Source organism: Dysgonomonas hofstadii (assembly GCF_014196915.1).
In the GTDB taxonomy this organism is placed as follows: Bacteria; Bacteroidota; Bacteroidia; order Bacteroidales; family Dysgonomonadaceae; genus Dysgonomonas; species Dysgonomonas hofstadii.
On the sequence record NZ_JACIEP010000002.1, the window covers coordinates 366,311 to 379,227 of the forward strand.

At 40.7% G+C, this 12,917-nt stretch carries 22 protein-coding genes; 17 read left to right on the forward strand and 5 right to left on the reverse strand.

Annotation, left to right across the window (positions count from 1 at the left end; all coding sequences use genetic code 11):
- Positions 1-276: 276 nt before the first annotated feature.
- Positions 277-1,122: an XRE family transcriptional regulator gene (locus GGR21_RS03555; protein WP_183305792.1), complete on the reverse strand. Its 846-nt coding sequence runs from the start codon at positions 1,120-1,122 to the stop codon at positions 277-279.
- Between the two features lie 91 nt (positions 1,123-1,213).
- Here GGR21_RS03555 and GGR21_RS03560 point away from each other — a divergent pair, with 91 nt between their 5' ends.
- Both GGR21_RS03560 and GGR21_RS03565 read left to right on the forward strand, forming a co-directional pair.
- Positions 1,214-1,420 carry a hypothetical protein gene (locus tag GGR21_RS03560; RefSeq protein WP_183305793.1) on the forward strand — a complete coding sequence of 69 codons (207 nt, stop codon included), beginning with the start codon at positions 1,214-1,216 and terminating at the stop codon, positions 1,418-1,420.
- A complete protein-coding gene (locus GGR21_RS03565) occupies positions 1,417-1,587 on the forward strand; it encodes a hypothetical protein (protein ID WP_183305794.1) in 171 nt (56 codons plus the stop codon). The genes GGR21_RS03560 and GGR21_RS03565 overlap by 4 nt, the downstream gene beginning before the upstream one ends.
- 6 nt (positions 1,588-1,593) lie before the next feature.
- Here GGR21_RS03565 and GGR21_RS03570 read toward each other — a convergent pair whose 3' ends face one another.
- Both GGR21_RS03570 and GGR21_RS03575 read right to left on the reverse strand, forming a co-directional pair.
- A complete protein-coding gene (locus GGR21_RS03570) occupies positions 1,594-1,959 on the reverse strand; it encodes a hypothetical protein (protein WP_183305795.1) in 366 nt (121 codons plus the stop codon).
- A 456-nt stretch (positions 1,960-2,415) separates the two neighbouring features.
- Positions 2,416-2,703 (reverse strand): hypothetical protein, encoded by a 288-nt coding sequence (locus GGR21_RS03575; protein WP_183305796.1) that lies wholly within the window; start codon positions 2,701-2,703, stop codon positions 2,416-2,418.
- A gap of 114 nt (positions 2,704-2,817) precedes the next feature.
- Between GGR21_RS03575 and GGR21_RS03580 the strand changes: the two genes are divergently transcribed.
- The 15 genes from GGR21_RS03580 (at position 2,818) to GGR21_RS03650 (ending at position 11,663) form a co-directional block, all read left to right on the forward strand.
- Positions 2,818-4,863: a hypothetical protein gene (locus GGR21_RS03580; protein ID WP_183305797.1), complete on the forward strand. Its 2,046-nt coding sequence runs from the start codon at positions 2,818-2,820 to the stop codon at positions 4,861-4,863.
- A 55-nt stretch (positions 4,864-4,918) separates the two neighbouring features.
- A complete protein-coding gene (locus GGR21_RS03585) occupies positions 4,919-5,806 on the forward strand; it encodes an ATP-binding protein (RefSeq protein WP_183305798.1) in 888 nt (295 codons plus the stop codon).
- Positions 5,807-5,808: 2 nt separating this feature from the next.
- Entirely contained in the window at positions 5,809-6,435 is a 627-nt protein-coding gene (locus GGR21_RS03590) for an AAA family ATPase (protein WP_183305799.1), read from the forward strand.
- Positions 6,432-7,238 carry a phosphoadenosine phosphosulfate reductase domain-containing protein gene (locus GGR21_RS03595; protein ID WP_183305800.1) on the forward strand — a complete coding sequence of 269 codons (807 nt, stop codon included), beginning with the start codon at positions 6,432-6,434 and terminating at the stop codon, positions 7,236-7,238. The genes GGR21_RS03590 and GGR21_RS03595 overlap by 4 nt, the downstream gene beginning before the upstream one ends.
- Positions 7,213-7,692 (forward strand): hypothetical protein, encoded by a 480-nt coding sequence (locus GGR21_RS03600; RefSeq protein WP_183305801.1) that lies wholly within the window; start codon positions 7,213-7,215, stop codon positions 7,690-7,692. The genes GGR21_RS03595 and GGR21_RS03600 overlap by 26 nt, the downstream gene beginning before the upstream one ends.
- On the forward strand, positions 7,673-7,861 hold the full coding sequence (locus tag GGR21_RS03605) for a hypothetical protein (protein ID WP_183305802.1): 189 nt from the start codon (positions 7,673-7,675) through the stop codon (positions 7,859-7,861). Before GGR21_RS03600 ends, GGR21_RS03605 begins: the two co-directional genes overlap by 20 nt.
- Before the next feature lie 12 nt (positions 7,862-7,873).
- Complete coding sequence (locus GGR21_RS03610) at positions 7,874-8,392, forward strand: host-nuclease inhibitor Gam family protein (protein WP_183305803.1); 519 nt, start codon at positions 7,874-7,876, stop codon at positions 8,390-8,392.
- Positions 8,393-8,554: 162 nt separating this feature from the next.
- On the forward strand, positions 8,555-9,016 hold the full coding sequence (locus tag GGR21_RS03615) for a DUF4494 domain-containing protein (protein WP_183305804.1): 462 nt from the start codon (positions 8,555-8,557) through the stop codon (positions 9,014-9,016).
- A gap of 32 nt (positions 9,017-9,048) precedes the next feature.
- Entirely contained in the window at positions 9,049-9,432 is a 384-nt protein-coding gene (locus tag GGR21_RS03620; protein ID WP_183305805.1) for a hypothetical protein, read from the forward strand.
- A complete protein-coding gene (locus GGR21_RS03625) occupies positions 9,429-9,809 on the forward strand; it encodes an HAD family hydrolase (RefSeq protein ID WP_183305806.1) in 381 nt (126 codons plus the stop codon). The genes GGR21_RS03620 and GGR21_RS03625 overlap by 4 nt, the downstream gene beginning before the upstream one ends.
- On the forward strand, positions 9,806-10,231 hold the full coding sequence (locus tag GGR21_RS03630; protein ID WP_183305807.1) for a hypothetical protein: 426 nt from the start codon (positions 9,806-9,808) through the stop codon (positions 10,229-10,231). Before GGR21_RS03625 ends, GGR21_RS03630 begins: the two co-directional genes overlap by 4 nt.
- Positions 10,200-10,505 (forward strand): hypothetical protein, encoded by a 306-nt coding sequence (locus tag GGR21_RS03635; protein WP_183305808.1) that lies wholly within the window; start codon positions 10,200-10,202, stop codon positions 10,503-10,505. The genes GGR21_RS03630 and GGR21_RS03635 overlap by 32 nt, the downstream gene beginning before the upstream one ends.
- A 26-nt stretch (positions 10,506-10,531) precedes the next feature.
- Positions 10,532-10,768, forward strand: a complete 237-nt coding sequence (locus GGR21_RS03640) for a hypothetical protein (protein WP_183305809.1) — start codon at positions 10,532-10,534, stop codon at positions 10,766-10,768.
- A 73-nt stretch (positions 10,769-10,841) separates the two neighbouring features.
- Entirely contained in the window at positions 10,842-11,090 is a 249-nt protein-coding gene (locus tag GGR21_RS03645) for a hypothetical protein (protein WP_183305810.1), read from the forward strand.
- Between the two features lie 57 nt (positions 11,091-11,147).
- Positions 11,148-11,663, forward strand: coding sequence for a hypothetical protein (locus GGR21_RS03650; RefSeq protein WP_183305811.1), 516 nt, complete (start codon positions 11,148-11,150; stop codon positions 11,661-11,663).
- Between the two features lie 3 nt (positions 11,664-11,666).
- On the opposite strand, the gene GGR21_RS03655 is transcribed toward GGR21_RS03650, so the two are convergent.
- Both GGR21_RS03655 and GGR21_RS03660 read right to left on the reverse strand, forming a co-directional pair.
- Positions 11,667-12,209, reverse strand: a complete 543-nt coding sequence (locus GGR21_RS03655) for a hypothetical protein (RefSeq protein ID WP_183305812.1) — start codon at positions 12,207-12,209, stop codon at positions 11,667-11,669.
- Positions 12,210-12,307: 98 nt separating this feature from the next.
- The gene (locus GGR21_RS03660) at positions 12,308-12,862 is read right to left on the reverse strand and encodes a phage virion morphogenesis protein (RefSeq protein WP_183305813.1); all 555 of its coding nucleotides are present in this window, start codon (positions 12,860-12,862) and stop codon (positions 12,308-12,310) included.
- Between the last annotated feature and the right edge of the window lie 55 nt (positions 12,863-12,917).

The window sequence follows — 12,917 nt, forward strand, 5'->3', positions numbered from 1 at the left end:
CAGGCTGTTTGCGCTTTCTTTATGCACGATAGTAATATATGGAATAGGGCCGGCAAAGAAGAAAATGCCAAAAGTGTTAAAATTGAGGGTTTAAAACGAAAAATACGCGAGTTAGGGCGGAGTTAGGGCGAAAGATAGGGCAATATGCTGATTGTTGTGTGTAGTTTATTTGTGTATTTGGCTTTAATTATGGTTAAAACGGTGTTAATGACATACCTATAATTCCACATATAGCAAACGGATTTCGTATGTAAACATCACAAATACAGCAACTTGCTATTTTGCGTCCACTTTTTTGAGCGCCTTTTGTATATTCTCTACTTTGTCTTCGATTGTGCTGAGCCTATCAAAGTATATTTGGTTAATATTTGTCATGTCATTAGAAAAGCGCCACTCAACATAGTATATATTGGCTATATCATCGGCCTGTATAGGAATATCCCTATACTTTTTATCGTGGTTGTCGGATTGGCAAAGAAGAATACCCTCATCTCTTAATCTATTTTTTACCCGCTTTACGATGCCCTCGCCCGACCTATTGATAATAAAGTATATATTATCACTTTTTATGTCGCCCCATTCGCCGGGGGATAGTAACCGAAATATAATCCAATCATTATATAATAAAGTAGGCTCCATAGAGTCTCCATTTACTCGCCCACAATAGTAATTGCCATACTTTTTTTGTAAAAAATTAGTAGGGAATGACAGTTCCCCAAGTTTTTCGGGGTTGTCTGAGTTGAAACGGCCATAACCAGCCGCGGCGGAAACATCAACGATAGGTATAGAGGTAATATTCTCGGCTACATACTCATGATCTACATCTGCGACAATGTTATATAGTGTTTTTTTGTTCTGTATAACTGAGTCACTTTCTTTATTTATCAAGGTTCTTGATAATTCTGTTTGAGAGGCCGCCTCAATATCTGTATATAAAATATCGTGTGCAGATACATGAAAGAAAGAAACAATCTTCTCTAATATACTGTAATCAGGTGCACTTACCTCATTTTCATAATTAGATATAGTATTTGATTTTATATCTAAGTGTTTCGCAAGGTCACTTTGCCCCATCCCTTGTTTTTTTCTGAGAAATTTCAAGTTTTTTGATAAAAATATCATGTTTCTTGTGTTTTTATTTTGAAATATCAAGAATCTTGATTTATTTTGTCATGTGATACAACTACTAATGCAAATATAATTAGATATTGTTATGAAAACCCAAACAAAAGTAGAAAAAGAAAAACTGAGGCTGTTAAAATATTCGCCTTTGGCAGAAAAATACGGTTGCTCGGTGGGCTATGTGCGTATGGTATTGCTGGGGGAACGGGTATCGGACTCTGTGAGGGCGCAAAAGATATTGCGGGATGCCGTGGATATGTTAGAAATATTGGAACGAGAAACTAAAGTAACACTATGAAAGCAAAAGATTTAAAGAAAGGTAAAAGCTACTACTATACCGCCGGGGCAGAATGGGTAAAGGTGACTTATAAATACAAGACAATAAACGGATATCTGTTTACGTCTGACGGCGTGGATAATGCGCTTGCGACACAGAGTGTTGAACTTTATATTGAAGAAATATGAGAAGCATTAAACCGGGAACGGATATTGAGGCAGGGACTTTTGGGGCAGCGAGAAAATCTCGAAAGAGTAATATTTTAACAGCCGATAGTCCTCGAATATGTGGTCAATCAATTTTCGAAAATCAGCAACGGCAACTTTTGTATGCCGTGAAGAGCGGAAATATACAATGTCAGAAACAAGTGCTTTCAGAAATATATCGTGTTCATCAGATGGTTCGTACTCGAACAGGCGGTCGTACTCTATCGCGCAATCAATTCCTTTCAGAAATGCAACATTTTTTAGAACGTCAAGGGCTGGCTTTCGATAAATGTTTGCTACGGATAGGGTTTGATAAGTAATGCAATAATTGATTCTCCATTTTTTAGCGGCCATAATATTAGATTTTTTTAGAATTAGGCAGCGTAAAGTTAATTATTAATATGAAAAAGGAAAAGCATTTAAACCCATTTGTTGGGTTGCTGATAATCATAGTCTTATATCTTCTTGCCTCCACAATGACGCGGCAAGAAATAGAGGAAGACAGGCAGGCGCAAATCGATTGCATGACGCGGGACATTGATAATGATAATAACCATATAATAGATTATAGCAATGAGTAAAGCAAGACCGCAAAGTTTAGGCCGCGCCATCAGAAGGGGCAACGCCGTAGTATCGTATAGCAGGGCAGGGCAAGGCCTTTCGCAAGTATATAAAAAAGGTTCAACACGCCAACAATGGCACTTAGCCCAAAGCAACCGAGTTAGTGAGGAACCGCAAAGAGAGAAAAGGCAGTTTAAACCCGTAATCAAAAAGGAAAAGACATGTTAGAGGTAAGATTCAATAAAGTTTTTATAGTGAAGAAAGGAGATGCTCCTGTAAGTCTATCGAATGAAAACGACAAAACGCATTCAGAGCCTCTGAAAATCGTAGCACAGGTAGGAAACTATGACGTTTATAGCAGATATCCGCTGAGTAATAGTAGCTATCGGATGGCTCTTCGTCTGATATTTTCAAAATCTCACAATCAGACACTTGCACAGCCTTCAAAAAGTTAGCCATTGCATCTTTCAGCATTTCAGTTTCATACATGGACATGTTGCCCATAGTGACAGTACAAGTATAAACATATTCTTTCATAATGATTAGTTTTTGAATTAGACAGCGTAAAGTTAATCATTAATCCCGAAAGGTAGCCAAGCCTTGTAGCCGGTTCGAGTTCCGGCACGGGTACAAAAGATAAAACGTAAATATATGTATCAGGTAATAGATAATAACATAATAGCCATAACAGTAAACGACTGGTGCAAAGCAGGGCTGTCATATAACCAATTCAACCATGATGCAAAAGATGGCTATCTGACTATTGTTCGCCGTGGACTTAACGGCAATACATTGATAGATGTAAAAAGTATCAAGCGCCCGGAGCGCCGCCGTGTGATCGAGGCGTATATGGGGAAGATAGATACAGAAAAAGCGGCACAAAGGTCGATATTCAGACCCGAATTAGATACAAATGCCCGTACTTTTTACTTAACGCAACGGAAGCCTGACGGCTTACCAATCGACCCGGAACGCCAAAAAGAATATGTAAACCGTGCGACATTGCTGAATGCGATTAAAGACGGTATGGCGCGACAAATAGAAACCCGTGCCCGCGCCGGAAAGAAAATAAACAAGGGTGATTTTTGGAAAACGGCTTTAGATTGGTACCGCGAGCAAGCCGAGGGTTATGCCGACGGCGAAATAAGCAAAGAAGCGGCTTACCCTTGCCAATCGTATAAAAATGTCCGCAGCCTTGAACGGGTATATAAAGCATATATAAATGACAACTATGCGGCATTGCTGGACGGACGCGACGGGAACGACAACGCCCGCAAGGTATCGGTATCGGCAGAAAAATTATTCCTTGCCCTATGGCGCACAGAAGACAAACCTTTTATAAACCGTGTGCATGAGTTGTACCTCGAATTTGTATCGGGTAACAGAGAATTGTTTGATAAAGAAACGGGGGAAGTATTCCGCCCCGAAGATTTCAGATATAAAGACGGCCGTGCATTGGAGGTTAGCATCGGTACCGTGTGGTCGTACCTGAAAGATGTTGTCAATAATACAGCCGTTTACGCATCGCGGAACGGAAATTTCGACTATGCCAATAACCGCCGCCCGAAACAAAAACGCAAGCGCGGGCGCTATTCCCTTTCAAAAATATCGATGGACGACGTTGTACTGAGCCGCAAAAGTGTTCGCGGGTGGGTAGCGAAATATATTGCCGTGGATGTTGTTTCGGGATATTACTTCCGCCCTGCATATATCATAGGCAAGCCGAATATAGGCACCGTTGTCGAAGCATTCAGGAATATGTTTTGCGAATTGTCGGAACTTGGCTTGCCGATGCCGGGCGAATTGGAGGTAGAATATCACCTGATGAAAGATATAGACTGGTTAAACAAACTATTCCCATTTGTCCGCTTTTGCGCCAGCCCTACGGAAAAACGCGCCGAGCATAAGATTAAGGATTTAAAATACGGGGCGGCGAAAGATGCGGGCCATACGCGCGGGCGCTGGTATGCTAAACATGAGGCTTGGCGGTCGGTTCGCAATAAAGTATCGGGCGACTTCATAGAGCCGGAATACCAACCGCAGGCAATCGTTGCCGACGATTTGGCCGACATCGAAAAATACAACAACGAATTGCACCCATTGCAAAAAACATATCCGGGAATGACGCGCAAACAAGTTATGTTATCGAATATCAACTCGAACTTACAACCAATCGAGCATTGGTCGCTATACCGCTTCATCGGTAACGATACGGAAACATCTATATACAACAATGACTATGTAAAATGCGCCAATGAGATTTTCGAGATAACAAACTTCGATTGTCTGAAACGCCTGAAACCGAATAACTACGGTGTTACGGCCTACTGGATGCCCGAAGCTGACGGCAGTATAAATAAAGTGTATCTGTATCAGGGCGATGTGTATATAGGCGAAGCACTAAACAGCGAGCAATTTGCATACAACGAATGCGCCATCGAGCGGACAGACGAAGACAAAGCCAATATGCTATACCAGAACAAACGCCTTGCCAAATTTGACAAGTTCGTAAAAGAGGAACGGGCAGATATCCCGAAAGTAGGCTCTTTACAGCCCGAAACGATACAGGCTATTAACGACATTCCCGAGATACCCGAAAATACCACAAATACAATTATATGCGCCGACGATGTAGACGAGGAATTCGACTTCACAGGGGTTGAAGATTGGGCAACGCGCGCCATAGCTAATTTGTAAATGTGAAAATATGCCAATGTGCCAATTGATAAAACGACAATAAAAATATAATAGCATGATAACAAATGAAGTAAAAAAACAGATAGTTGAAGCCCTAAAGGAGCAAAAGGCAAATTTTTCGGGCAACGATACTCAATATGCAATAAGCCTCGGTATAAATAAGGCGATTTGGAACCGCATACAAAAAGGCGACTTCGATAAAGTTCTTAGCGAAGTAAAATGGACTACGCTTGCCCGCCGTGCCGGTATTCCTCTGAAAGCGGAGCGCGAATGGCAAAAAGCCGATACCCCTGTTTTTCAGTTTATCACCGCTCAATTGGAAAAGTGCCAAGAAAAAAGCCTTTGCTCCATTCTCTGCGATAAGAGCGATATCGGTAAAACATTTACCGCAAGATATTATGCCAAACATCACAAAAACGCTTTGTATGTAGATTGCAGCCTTGTAAAATCGAAACAAAAATTAATCAGATTTATTGCTAAAGGCTTCGGGATTGACGATACAGGTAAATACGCTGATGTGTTTGACGACTTAGTTTTCTATCTGAAAACGTTAGATCGCCCGATAATCATATTAGACGAAGCTGGCGACTTAAAATATGAGGCATTCCTCGAACTAAAAGCCATATATAACGCAACTGAATATGAGTGCGCCATGTATATGATTGGTGCCGACGGATTAGAGGCTTTAATGAGAAGGGCCATTAATAATAAGAAAGTAGGATATGCCGAAATATTCTCACGCTTCGGTAAAAAATACGGCACAGTGGTTCCCGTCAATGCTGACGAGCGCGAAAAATTCTTATCTGTAACGGCGGCAATGATTATTAAAGTCAATGCCCCAGCCGGAACAAATATAAACGTGACACTTCGCCAAACGATGGGCGACGACAATGTACCGAGCTTGCGCCGCATATATACTGAATTTTCAAAAGCGGAGGGCTGATAATGATAGAGAGAGCATGGTCGCCTACGGATATAGAACGGGCCAAGTTTAAAGAATTGGAGTTCGAGGGTGAGTGGCTCAGAGAAATAGGCAAACCCCAAATAACGGGAAGCTGGATAATTATGGGGCCACCCAAAAACGGAAAAACATCTTTTGCCATGATGGTGGCAAAGTATCTGACAAATTTCGGACGCGTTTGTTACAATTCAATCGAGGAAGGATTTTCCAAAACGATGCAACTTGCATTTAAGCGCGTGGATATGAGCGAAACAAAAGGAAAACTTATTCTTGCACAGGATAATTTCAATCAAATGTACACCCGCCTATCAAGACATAAATCGCCCGACATCGTGATAATTGACAGCTTGCAGTTTATGGAATTGGAATTCAGCGAGTATAAAAAACTAAAGGTTGATTTCGCAAACAAGATATTCATATTCATAAGCCACGTAGACGGGCGCAAGCCCGAAGGGAAAACGGCGCAAAGGATATGGCGCGATGCAAATGTTATCGCCCGGGTAGAAGGCCGCAGGGCTTTTATTGAGAGCCGTTTCGAGCCTGATGGTGTGGGATATATAGATATAGAGGCGGAATTCGCAAATAATTATTGGCAGGGACAAAGTAAATGATATTACAAGATAAAATAGAGCATTCTATCATGGCCATTAGAAAAGCCGAAAAGCTGGCGCTAAAATATAGCGACGAGGGCTTTCATCTGGCTTTTTCGGGTGGCAAAGATAGTCAGCTTATATATCTACTCGCCCAATTGGCTGGCGTGAAGTTCCAAGCCTATTTCTATAAAACATCCGTTGATCCCAAAGAATTGTTGTCTTTTATCCGCACTAATTACCCGGATGTTATTTGGATTAAGCCCAAATTAACAATGTTTCAGTTGATTCTGAAAAAGAAAAACTTTCCTACTCGGAAAAGTCGCTTTTGTTGCGAATATATCAAAGAAAAACAAGGACTTAACCGAGTTGTAATAATAGGAATAAGAAAAGCCGAAAGTACAAATAGAGCCAAACGAATAGAGTTTACCTCAGATTGTAAGAATGGGTGCGATAAAAATTTATTATCACCGGCATTGGAGTTTACAGACGCGGAAGTATGGCTTGTCCTAAAAATGTACGGTATCTCAACATGTGTATTGTACAAAACACAAAGGCGCATTGGTTGTATCGGTTGTCCTCTAAATAGGAATATGTTAAAAGAGTTACAGAAGTTCCCCAATATTATGCGTGCTTATATCAATACCGCTCAAAAAATAATAGACAAATATCCCGATTGCAAATTTGCTCAAAACTTCAAAAGCGGGCAAGACGCATTTAACTGGTGGGTGTCAGATATGGGCGTAAAGGCATATATCGCAATGAGAGATAAACAATTAAAACTAAAGTTCAAAGAAAATGAAACCAGCAATAGCGACATATAACCCTCATAAATGGTTTTTCGGCTATGTAAATTCATTGGAAGGGTACAATAAGGAATTTGCAAAAGTTATCCGTGAGGGCATCGTATTCGAGTACTCAGAAGGAAAAACGGAAAGCCTAAAGGTAATGTACGACAATCATCGGTTTATGTACGACCGCATGAGGCGGAAACTAACCGGGGGATTTAAAGACGAGTTGGATATGGCGCGCAAGCGTGTGATCGCGGTCTTGTTTTCGTGGTTGAGCTATAAGGGGTATAAAGCCGATATCGCCTATGTGAAAAAAGTAGCTTGCAATGCGGCGGGTTCCCAGCGCTTCAATGCGATACCACTTCTTAAACTTCGCCAGCTATACAGGATTTTCGGAGATATGAAAAGTAAAGAGGCCGAGGCATGGGTAACGGCCGTACTAAATAAAGTAATGGAGGACATGACAAATGAAACAACAAAGTCTTGAACAATTGGAGCATGATATTGAGATAACGCTTGCGTTTCTCTTTGGCGACCTGACAATGAAACAATGGTCGTACTATGTGGGTAGGTACCACGCCCTTTGCATAAAACGGGCACAAATGAAAGGCGAAAGGCCATCAGTAACGGAAGGAAAAACAGATTATATCATTTAAAATAGTAGAATTATGGCAACAAAAAGAACTAAAAAACAAGTGATTACAGGTGTAACACAGAAAGCGGCCGAGGGGGCTTTCTCTGACTTTGCGAAGGCAGACGCCCGCATTTCCAAAATTAATGCGGAAATGGATGTACAAATAACTAAAATCCGGGATAAGTATGCCGAGGAATTATCCTATTTAGAGGAAGATAAGGCAAGGGCATTCGATATCCTACAAGTGTATGCAACTGAAAATAGGGACGATCTATTCAGAAAGAAAAAAAGCATCGAAACCGTACACGGCACTTTTGGCTTTAGGACAGGAACGCCAAGCCTTAAAACATTAAAGGGCTTTACCTGGCCGGCTGTCGCTAATCTTCTCGAAAAACTTGCACCTGACTATATCCGTAAGAAGATAGAAGCGGATAAAGAAAAATTGATTGCTGACCGTGATAAAATCGGGGATGCAATGGTGGAATATGGTATAAAGGTAGTGCAAGATGAAACATTCTATGTCGAACGGAAAACAGAGGAAGCCGAGGCCTAAATATTCGTTTTGTCGGCACCGCTCCCGATGGGCGGTGTACGATGACGATACGGGTTCAAAAGTCTGTGATTATTTCGAGAGAGAGGAAGCCCGAAAAAAAGTATATGAGTTGAACGGATGGAATTATAAATCAAATAAATAACATTTTAAATATTGACTATTATGCACAATTGGTTTGAATGCAAAGTATCATACGAAAAGATACTTGAAAATGGAATGCAAAAAAAGGTTACTGAGCCTTATTTAGTGGATGCCCTTTCTTTTACGGAAGCCGAGGCACGAATCATAGAGGAAATAAAGCCATATATAAGTGGCGAGTTTACAATTTCCGATATCAAGCGGGCAAAGTACAACGAACTATTTTTTAATGACAACGGCGACCGTTTTTATAAGGCAAAGGTTATGTTCATCTCATTAGATGAAAAGAGCGGTACCGAGAAAAAAACGGCGGCCCAGATGTTGGCACAGGCGTCATCCTTGAAAGAAGCGCTCGAAGTAGTAGAAAAAGGAATGGCGGGTACATTGGCAGACTATAATAGTGTGTCTCTTACCGAAACCCCTATTATGGATGTATTCCCATATTCGGAAGATAGTAAAAAGAAAATAGTATTGGAGGGCGAGTGATGTTATCGGAAAGTGCTAAAATATTGCAAGCTATGTCAAAATCAGATGCTCGCAAAGAAAGTATCCAACAATTAACAGATTTATATAATAAAACTAATGAGTCTGATTTGGATATAACAAAGTTAGAACTTGTTTTACACAATGCCTTTGAACATGGGGTTTATTGGGGTAGTCTTAAACATCAGGCGGAACTTGACGAAGAAAAAAAGAAAGCGCTTAATAGTGGCATTTGGCTTGTGATAACGGAATTCGCCTTTTATGGTGAGTCTAAACAGTTAATACCGCTTGTTATAAAGGCAATGGGATTTACCTATGATGAATGTATCGAATTGATGCTTGATTGTGACTGTAATAATGATGTTTTAGAGCCTATTATCAATGAAATATTTGAAGTTGAAGAGGAGGACGACGAATGATTATAGCAGTAGATTTTGACGGAACATTGCATACGGGGGAATGGCCGGGTATCGGCGCCCCCGCGCCCTGTGCGACTGATGTAATGCAGTCCTTAAAGGATAAAGGGCATTACTTGATAATTTGGACTTGCCGGAATGGGGATAAGCTAACCGAGGCTATCAATTGGCTACTTGAGAATAATATCCCTTTTGATAGGATTAACGACCATGAGCCGAAACATCTTGCAGAATTTAACGGAAGTAACGCCCGTAAAGTGTATGCACATCTGTATATTGATGATAAGCAAGTTGGCGGTCTTCCTTCCTGGCCCGATATATTAGATTATGCCGAAAAATTGGAAGCGGAATATTTGAAAAGAAAGGAGGTGCAACAATGATCTTAGGATTTAAACCGCAATTTGTAGCGCCTATTCTGTCAGGAAATAAAATCCATTCTATAAGAGAGGACAAAACCGACAGATGGAAAGAAGGCAATACTATCCACTTTGCGACAGGCGTTCGAACAAAGAACTATGATAATTTCAAGATGGACGAATGTAAAGGCACTCAGAGTATAAAAATAGAATATTTTGAGGGCGTCTTTTTTGCAAATAAAGTAACTGTATTTATTGACGGTCGTGCGCTGGAATATGAAGAAATATTGACGCTGGCACATAATGATGGCTTTTGCTCTGTCGCCGACTTCCTTAAATGGTTTAATAAAGATTTTGAAGGTAAAATTATTCATTGGACGGATTTTAAATATGAAAAAACTAATCATTCAATTTTTGAAATGGCTTCTAAAGAAACTCGGGTATAAAGAGCATCCTTTGAAGCCGTCGCCTTTTTACATTGATAGCAGAGAGGTATTAGCTCCTATCCAATTGTCGTGTAAGGTAGGGCGGGAAACCCCAAGCAAATATATTGCGATGAAGTTGTCCGAGGGGTTGATTGATTATATATCCGAAAATATGATGCTTAGAAGTGAGTACTTCGCTCAATATCCGCCGTGGGATAGGCGGGCGGGCATTATGGCCGGTATTATAGTTTATATTCGGAAGCCGATCGAACCACGTATAGATATAGAGTATTGATTTATAAACGTAAATAAATAATGGAAATGACAATAATAATATTAAGTGTAATCAGCGCCGCATTGGCATTGCTTTGCCTATACCTTATATTATATGTGTATTTGACTAACAAAATGTTGGAGTCGAAAGACCTTATAATAATGGAACTGCAACAAAGAGTAGGCTTGGAAAAGAAAATTTCCGGTGATACAATTATATATGAGGTTACTAAAAGACTAAAAGAGGCTATCGCTGCGATTTCAGAGGAAACGCCGGGAAAATAAAAAGCCTCTCACATATCCCGAAAGATTTTGCAAAAGGCTGGTGGCTACAGCAAAAATACAAAATATTTCGGATATGGCATACAATAAGCGTAATTTATATCTTAAAGTGATTGAAATACAAGACAAAGTGCTTGCCGGACAAAAACGAGGGGATACACAAAAGGAGATATTTTATAAAGAGATTGAACCCGTGTACCATATTTCAATAGCTACATTTTATAATTACCTTGCTATGCCGGCAAAGGCGGAACTCGCCAAAATGCAAAAGAAAGCTGCCGACAAAGAAGCGGCAAAACGTGCCCAGCTATCACTGGCGTTTTAGAGGAATGAGGCGGGCGATATTGTTCGCCTCTTTTGTTTAACTGATAATTTTAGATTTATGATCGATAAAAATAATACTTCATGGGGCAATGTAAAGATTATGCTCGGAGGTAAGGAAATAACAGGGATTGCGGGCATAGAATATAACAATATGCCAATAGGTATAATAGGCCCGCCCAGTGATGCGATAGATACAGCGTCTATGGCTATGTATCATGCGAGCCATGCGGGGTTATTACCCGGGATTGTAACTGTTGATGATTATATGAGCGACGATGACCATTTCTATGGGGCGAAAAATATGGCGAAAAATATGGCGAAAATTACCAAAATGGCTAACGAAATAACAGGGACTATAACTCTAAGTAAAAAAGCCATGCGAAAGTTGCTTAAATCTATGCCGATGGCAAAGAAAGTCCGATTGCCCCGTAAGCGAAAAAAGATGTTGAAAAAAGCCTTGCGGGCAAAGGATATCGATTTGATAAGTAAGCTAATGCCAAAGGGGGCCATATTTTTATCTTGTGACATGGCAACAGGAAAAGATTATTTAAGTACATATCATGTTAAAATATAATCTTTATCCTACATCATACAAGGGCGGTTCATTCTCTTTATCGGGGGTACCGCCTTTTTCAATTTGTAGATCACGGTTCGGGTCTTGCATTTCATCGTATAATACTTGCGCCGAATAGTCCACAACTTTACATTGGAATGATATCCGATACAGGTTCCCGGTATCGCCGCTTTCTTCCCGCCTCATATCCACACGCCGCATTTCGCTGTAATTGGTACCGCTACGTCCATGAAACAAGGCGTGTAAGCGCGTCAGCGTATTCAGGTAGTCAAGCGCTCGGTCTTTATTATAACTGCCGTGGTAGGTATCCGAAAACGTTTCATAAAACAGATAAAAATCTATTTGTACATCGCATTCCTGTGCCAATAGCCCCCGGTCGTCGATGGCAATAGTAGAAAAACCGATAAAGAGTGCCGGTGTACTGAAGGGCAATTCCTCGGTTAAATAACTTATCTGGTCGTGCCAAAGGTCAACCCATTCTATTTCGGGCAATTTATCTTTTGCCTTTTCGGCTATTTCGGTGTATAAATCTGTCCAATAATTCATAATAATATGCCAATGTGCTAATATGAAAATTAGCCATTTAAATACTATTTAAATTGCATTTAAACATTCGCTAATTTGCATATTTGCTAATTTATTAATTATTCTATCTGGTCGACGATGCTTTGAAACCATTCGTCGAGGGTTTTGAATAGAGTTTTACTTTCGCCAATATATTGACGCTTCGGTATCTTTATTTTTTTACCGACTTTCATCAGAGCCATACCCCGGCAAAATTCCGCCTTTGCATTGACGCGAGCCTGAGCGGCGGCCGTTTTCCTGTTTGCCCCGGCAAATTCGTAATACTTCGCCCACCAGAAGGCTTTCATTTTCTTAGTAACCGTTATGATACCCCCGTCGTTGTGAATTTCACTATATACAAGCTGGGTTCCCGTGCGTACCCTGTTTTCGTTTTCTTCGAGTGTGCGAATACTTTGCATCAGGTTCATTGTATTGCGGTACCCTATCAACGTTTTTTTCCCGCGCAACGGGCTTGTACCCTCCGCCCATTTACTAAAGGACTCATCCGTAAAGCCGCCTTTGACAAAGCAATCTTTAAAGAACTTGGCCGCCTCAATGGCGACGACACGGGGCCGCCCCTTTTTAATTTTGAGGGCTATCTCTGCGAAATTCGGCGGTTTATTTTGTTGTCTCATAACTAAATACTATCTTTGTAATGATTCTAAGCCCGTAAGGACTGCGAATCTCCAA